The organism is Homoserinimonas sp., from assembly GCF_056262345.1.
The window spans coordinates 1-4,543 of record NZ_JBACFR010000120.1 but is presented as its reverse complement, the minus strand read 5'-3'; the positions used below and the strand labels follow the sequence as shown (position 1 = coordinate 4,543).

At 62.5% G+C, this 4,543-nt stretch carries 4 protein-coding genes; 1 reads left to right on the top strand and 3 read right to left on the bottom strand.

Translation table 11 applies throughout. The features are described 5' to 3' along the window. Window positions 1–25 precede the first annotated feature (25 nt). Window positions 26–1,045: a DUF808 domain-containing protein gene (locus AC062T_RS06225; protein WP_476028384.1), complete on the top strand. Its 1,020-nt coding sequence runs from the start codon at window positions 26–28 to the stop codon at window positions 1,043–1,045. A 66-nt stretch (window positions 1,046–1,111) separates the two neighbouring features. Here the strand turns inward: AC062T_RS06225 and AC062T_RS06220 are convergent, their stop codons facing one another. The 3 genes from AC062T_RS06220 to AC062T_RS06210 all read right to left on the bottom strand — a co-directional run bounded on the left by AC062T_RS06220 (window position 1,112) and on the right by AC062T_RS06210 (window position 4,247). Further along, window positions 1,112–2,797, bottom strand: a complete 1,686-nt coding sequence (locus AC062T_RS06220; protein WP_476028382.1) for an ABC1 kinase family protein — start codon at window positions 2,795–2,797, stop codon at window positions 1,112–1,114. A 37-nt stretch (window positions 2,798–2,834) separates the two neighbouring features. Next, window positions 2,835–3,353 carry a PadR family transcriptional regulator gene (locus AC062T_RS06215; protein WP_476028380.1) on the bottom strand — a complete coding sequence of 173 codons (519 nt, stop codon included), beginning with the start codon at window positions 3,351–3,353 and terminating at the stop codon, window positions 2,835–2,837. A gap of 96 nt (window positions 3,354–3,449) precedes the next feature. Continuing rightward, a complete protein-coding gene (locus AC062T_RS06210) occupies window positions 3,450–4,247 on the bottom strand; it encodes a hypothetical protein (protein ID WP_146181251.1) in 798 nt (265 codons plus the stop codon). Window positions 4,248–4,543: the final 296 nt, after the last annotated feature.

The window sequence follows — 4,543 nt, the reverse complement described above, 5'->3', positions numbered from 1 at the left end:
CCCTCGATGAGCACGGGGATGATCTGTGAGCGGCGGTCTCGTCGCCCTGCTGGACGATGTCGCGGCCCTGGCCCGCATCGCGGCCGCCTCCCTGGATGACGTCGCCGCCGGAGCCGCCAAGGCCGGGGTCAAGGCTGCGGGCGTGGTAATCGACGATGCCGCTGTCACCCCACAATATGTGTCGGGGGCGCAGCCGTCTCGCGAGTTGCCGATGATCAAACGGATCTTCTGGGGGTCGCTCAGAAATAAGCTGCTGATCATCCTGCCGGCGCTGCTGCTCATCAGTGCCTTCATCCCGACGGTGATTCCGTTCATCCTCATGCTGGGCGGCACCTATCTCTGCTACGAGGGAGCGGAGAAGGTGTGGCACAAGCTTCGCGGTCACTCCGAGGCGAAAGCTCCGGCAGTTGAGCGGGGTCCCGAGGCGGAGGCGAAGGTCACCAAGGGCGCCATCACGACCGACTTCATCCTCTCCTGCGAGATCATGGTGATCTCGATGAACGAGGTGGCCGAGGAGTCTCTGTGGCTTCGAGCGGTCATTCTGGTCGTCGTCGCGTTCGCGATCACGATCCTCGTCTACGGTGCTGTCGCCCTCATCGTCAAGATGGACGACATCGGCCTGCACCTGACCACCAAAGAGTCAGCGGGTTCGCAGCGTCTTGGCGCGCTGCTCGTTAAGGGGATGCCCGCCGTACTGGCCACGATCACTCTTATCGGCACGGTCGCCATGCTGTGGGTCGGCGGTCACATCATGTTGCAGGGGGTCTACGACCTCGGGTGGCATCTGCCGTATGACCTGGTTCATGTCCTCGAGGCGCCGTTCGCGGGGGTCCCGGTTGCCGGCGGCTTCCTCGTCTGGCTCGTGGACACCCTGTGTTCGGCCGTCCTGGGCCTCGTGTGGGGCCTCGTCGCCATGGCCGTCTTGCACCCCCTTCTCGCTGTTCTGCCGTTCGGCAAGAAGGATGACGGGCACGAGGAAGGCGCTGTGCGCGCAGCGGTCGGCGGGTACCGGCCGACACAACCGGACGTCGATTCCCACTCCTAGCCCGCGCCTTCGTGGGATGGCGTGAACCGATTCCGACTGCCCTCCTGGGCACATCGCCGTTGGGTGTCATCGTTCACGCCCCCGCCCCGCTATCCCCGCGAACAGCGCGCTGATCAGGGGGATCCCGGAGCCGATGATTAACACCCAGCCGAGCACTTGCTCGCTCTGCTTGAGGTAGATTCCGCCGAGAAGCAGGCCGGCAAAGATGATCGCCGAAAGCACCCTCCGCGCAAGGTTCTCGAATGATCGGATTCGGCGGTCTAGCCCCGGAGTCCTCACAGCGAGCTCGCCGCGCTGTATCAGCGTGCTGAGGTCATGCAGCTGCCCCGGAAGGCGCGCAATATCGCCCGCTGTCGTGAGAATTTGCTGAACCAGGGCGCGCACCGCAGCTCCGCTCTCTTGTTGGGTGAGCCGCGCCGCGTACGGCTCGATCGCCGTCCAGATGTTGAATGACGGGTTGAGCGCCGTGCACACCCCCGACGTCAGTGAGACTGCGCGGATGATCAGCAGGAGGTCCTCGGGAAGCTGAAACGGCATGCTTCGCATTGTCCGACCGAACTTGTCACCGAAATCCTTGAACTCACTGGGGTCGATATTCTGCAGTTCGGCAAAGCCCATGCCGCCGAACCGGTCGAAGAGCTCGCCCAGTGCCTGCTCGAGCGGCGCACTTTCCGCGCTGGGCAACAACATTCCCATGGCGCGGATGCTAGAGACCAGACCCGAGGCGTCGCGGGCTGCGACCGCAATGACGAGGCTCCGCAAACCTTGTCTAAGGGATTCGGGAACTTCACCCATCATGCCGAAGTCCACAAAGGTGAGCGCCCAGTCGGAGTCGGGTCCGGCCTCCGGCGTCACGAAAATGTTGCCCGGGTGGGGGTCTGCATGGAAGAACCCGTAAGTGAAGATTTGGTCGAACATGGCGCTCGACAGCCCCTCAGCGACCGCCGCCGGGTCGATCCCCAATGCCCGAAGACTCTCCCGGTCACTGATCTTGATCGCCGTGACGTCGGAGAGTGTCAGCACACGTCGTGTGGTCCGCTCCCACACCACGGTCGGCGCCAGCACGGTGGGGTTATCAGCAAAGTTGTCCGCGAAACGTTCGGCATTTACGCCTTCGTGAAGGTAGTCGATCTCCTCCATGCTGACTGAGGCGAACTCCCTCAACAGTGCGGGCAGGTCGACTCGTCGCGAAACGAACGTGACGCGGTTCAGCCAGCCCGCGATTTTCTCCAGCGCGGCAAGGTCGACAGTCACAATCGCGTCGATTCCCGGGCGCTGGACCTTCACGACGACGTGCTCGAAACCCACTAGCTCCGCGTCCGCGGGTGCCAGTTTCGCCCGGTGCACCTGGCCCAGGGACGCCGCAGCCAGCGGTGACGGATCGAAGAACGAGTATGCCCGCTCCAGCGGCACTCCGAGATCGGCTTGTGCGAGTTCGCGAACGTCGTCAAAAGGGGCAGCTGGCACCTCGTCCTGAAGCCCTTCAAGCTCGCTCGTAATCTCAGGCGGCAAGACGTCGAGCCTTGACGACATGAACTGCCCGACCTTGATCATCAGACCTCCGAGTTCCACGGCCAGAGCCTGAAAATGTCGGGCGATTCCGCTCACTCTCCGCGCACGAGTTCGACGCGATATCCGCGCCAACCCGATGCGAGGCAGCAACACCTCGAACCACCACTCCTGCAGGATGTAGCGGGAGGCGAACCGCATAATTTTGCGATATCGGGCGCGGAGGTGTCGGTCCGTGGCCATCAGGTCTCCCTCACATCACCGCGGGGGCGAGTGTCGGTCATTCCCGGGCGAGGATCGCGTAGATCTTGCGGCGGGCCTCATCGATGACCGTGACCGCCTCCTGAGCCTGCTCGTTGGTACCTCCGCGTGCAACCTGCACCACGGCGTGGGCGAGGTTCGCGGCAGCTTTCGGCAACACCTTGGAGCGGGTGCCGTCACTAGCGGTGGTCGCTTCCCAGGGTGCGCGCCGAGCGGTCGAGGCTTCACCCCTTCCGCTCTCAGTGAGCGAGTATGTCTTTCGACCGTCGGACTCTTCGGACTGGATGAGACCTTCATCCGAGAGCAGCTGAAGGGTCGGGTAGACCGATCCCGGGCTGGGTTTCCAGCTACCGTTGCTGCGCTTCTCAATCTCGCGAATGATCTGGTATCCATGCATCGGTCCTTCTGCGAGGAGGGCCAGGATGCCGGCGCGAACATCGCCGCGGCCCATCCGAGGTGCGACTCTCCGCTCAAACTCGGAGTGCAGATTCTCTACCGTTTCCCACAGGCCGAAGCCCGGTTCGTTTGCGCTGTTCATTGCTGAACCTTCTCCCAGAGATGGGTCCACCATTGGACCCTGCCTATTCCTAACGATACGTCGCTAACTCACCAGGCGATAGGCATGCTTTTGGCTTCACGGTGCCGGAACGAATCCCGGCCCTGGATAGAGGAAGACCGGCTCCTCGCCGCGAGCTTGAGCCAGCGTGACAGCCGCTCTGTTTGGGCCGTTGGGTTCGGTGCGCTCGACGATGACACCGGTGTTGTCCGGGGCATAAAAGTCTTCATCGAACGGGCGGAGCCCCAGTAGTGCGCACATCTGCACGAGATGCTCGTGGGTGAACTTATCCGGGTCACGCTTGGCGTCAGGATCCCACACACTGCCCATGGGAAAGTTTCTACCTCCACCATCGAATTCCCACCTGTTGGAATCGGCAACCCGCACACCCAACGTGTATCCGACCGGGGCTGCGTTGGGCACGATCTCGTACATCTCGATTTTCCGCTGACCATACATTTCGGGGAGACCGGGGGAGTTCATCGTGTGGGGAAAATCTGAAACACTCACGGAGCGGATGCCGCCTTGGGCAAACCACATCATGGGCGAATGCGGATCCTGCCCCCTCCAACTCGTGTCGAACACGGCAGTCCACTGCGGGTCAGCGGTCTGCACGAATAGCTCCCGGCGTGGCTCCCCAGTATCCAAGGGGAGCAGTCTGGAGAGAAGCGCGCCCAGATCATCAGCCACGACAGTGCGCTGCCGCAACGGCGATCCGTACTCGCGACGCACATACTGGCCGCGCACCCCATTGATGAGCTCGGCCACTGCCCGCTCCCGCGGGGCATTGACGAAGAGCACGCACCCAGTCACCGGCAGCCACCGACCACCAAGCAATAACTCATCGATGTACTTCGCCCAAGATCGTACGGCCATCATTCATCCCCACCTCTTGACTAGCGGCCACAGCCGGATCCACCATGAGCAAGGCTCACTCGGCAGAATCGATTGTCGAATGATAGCGATAGTCACGAGGTCAGGGGGTGACTCGACAGCTACGCATGTTAACCACTGAAGACTCTAGGGAGTTGCGCTGCCGAGGGCGAACAGTACGCTGCGGTCTGGGCTGAGGTTCGATCCGACAGCACCACTGAAACCAGTGTCGTGAGTGCAAGCAGAGTTGGAATTCGCATGTATGTATCGGTAGGGCCAGGGAACGGCCCGCCGGCGAC

What these genes read in the sequence shown, in the direction of transcription:
- AC062T_RS06220 (WP_476028382.1), bottom strand. Translation starts at nt 2,797, where the DNA reads ATGGCCACGGACCGACACCTCCGCGCCCGATATCGCAAAATTATGCGG.
- AC062T_RS06215 (WP_476028380.1), bottom strand. Translation starts at nt 3,353, where the DNA reads ATGAACAGCGCAAACGAACCGGGCTTCGGCCTGTGGGAAACGGTAGAG.
- AC062T_RS06210 (WP_146181251.1), bottom strand. Translation starts at nt 4,247, where the DNA reads ATGGCCGTACGATCTTGGGCGAAGTACATCGATGAGTTATTGCTTGGT.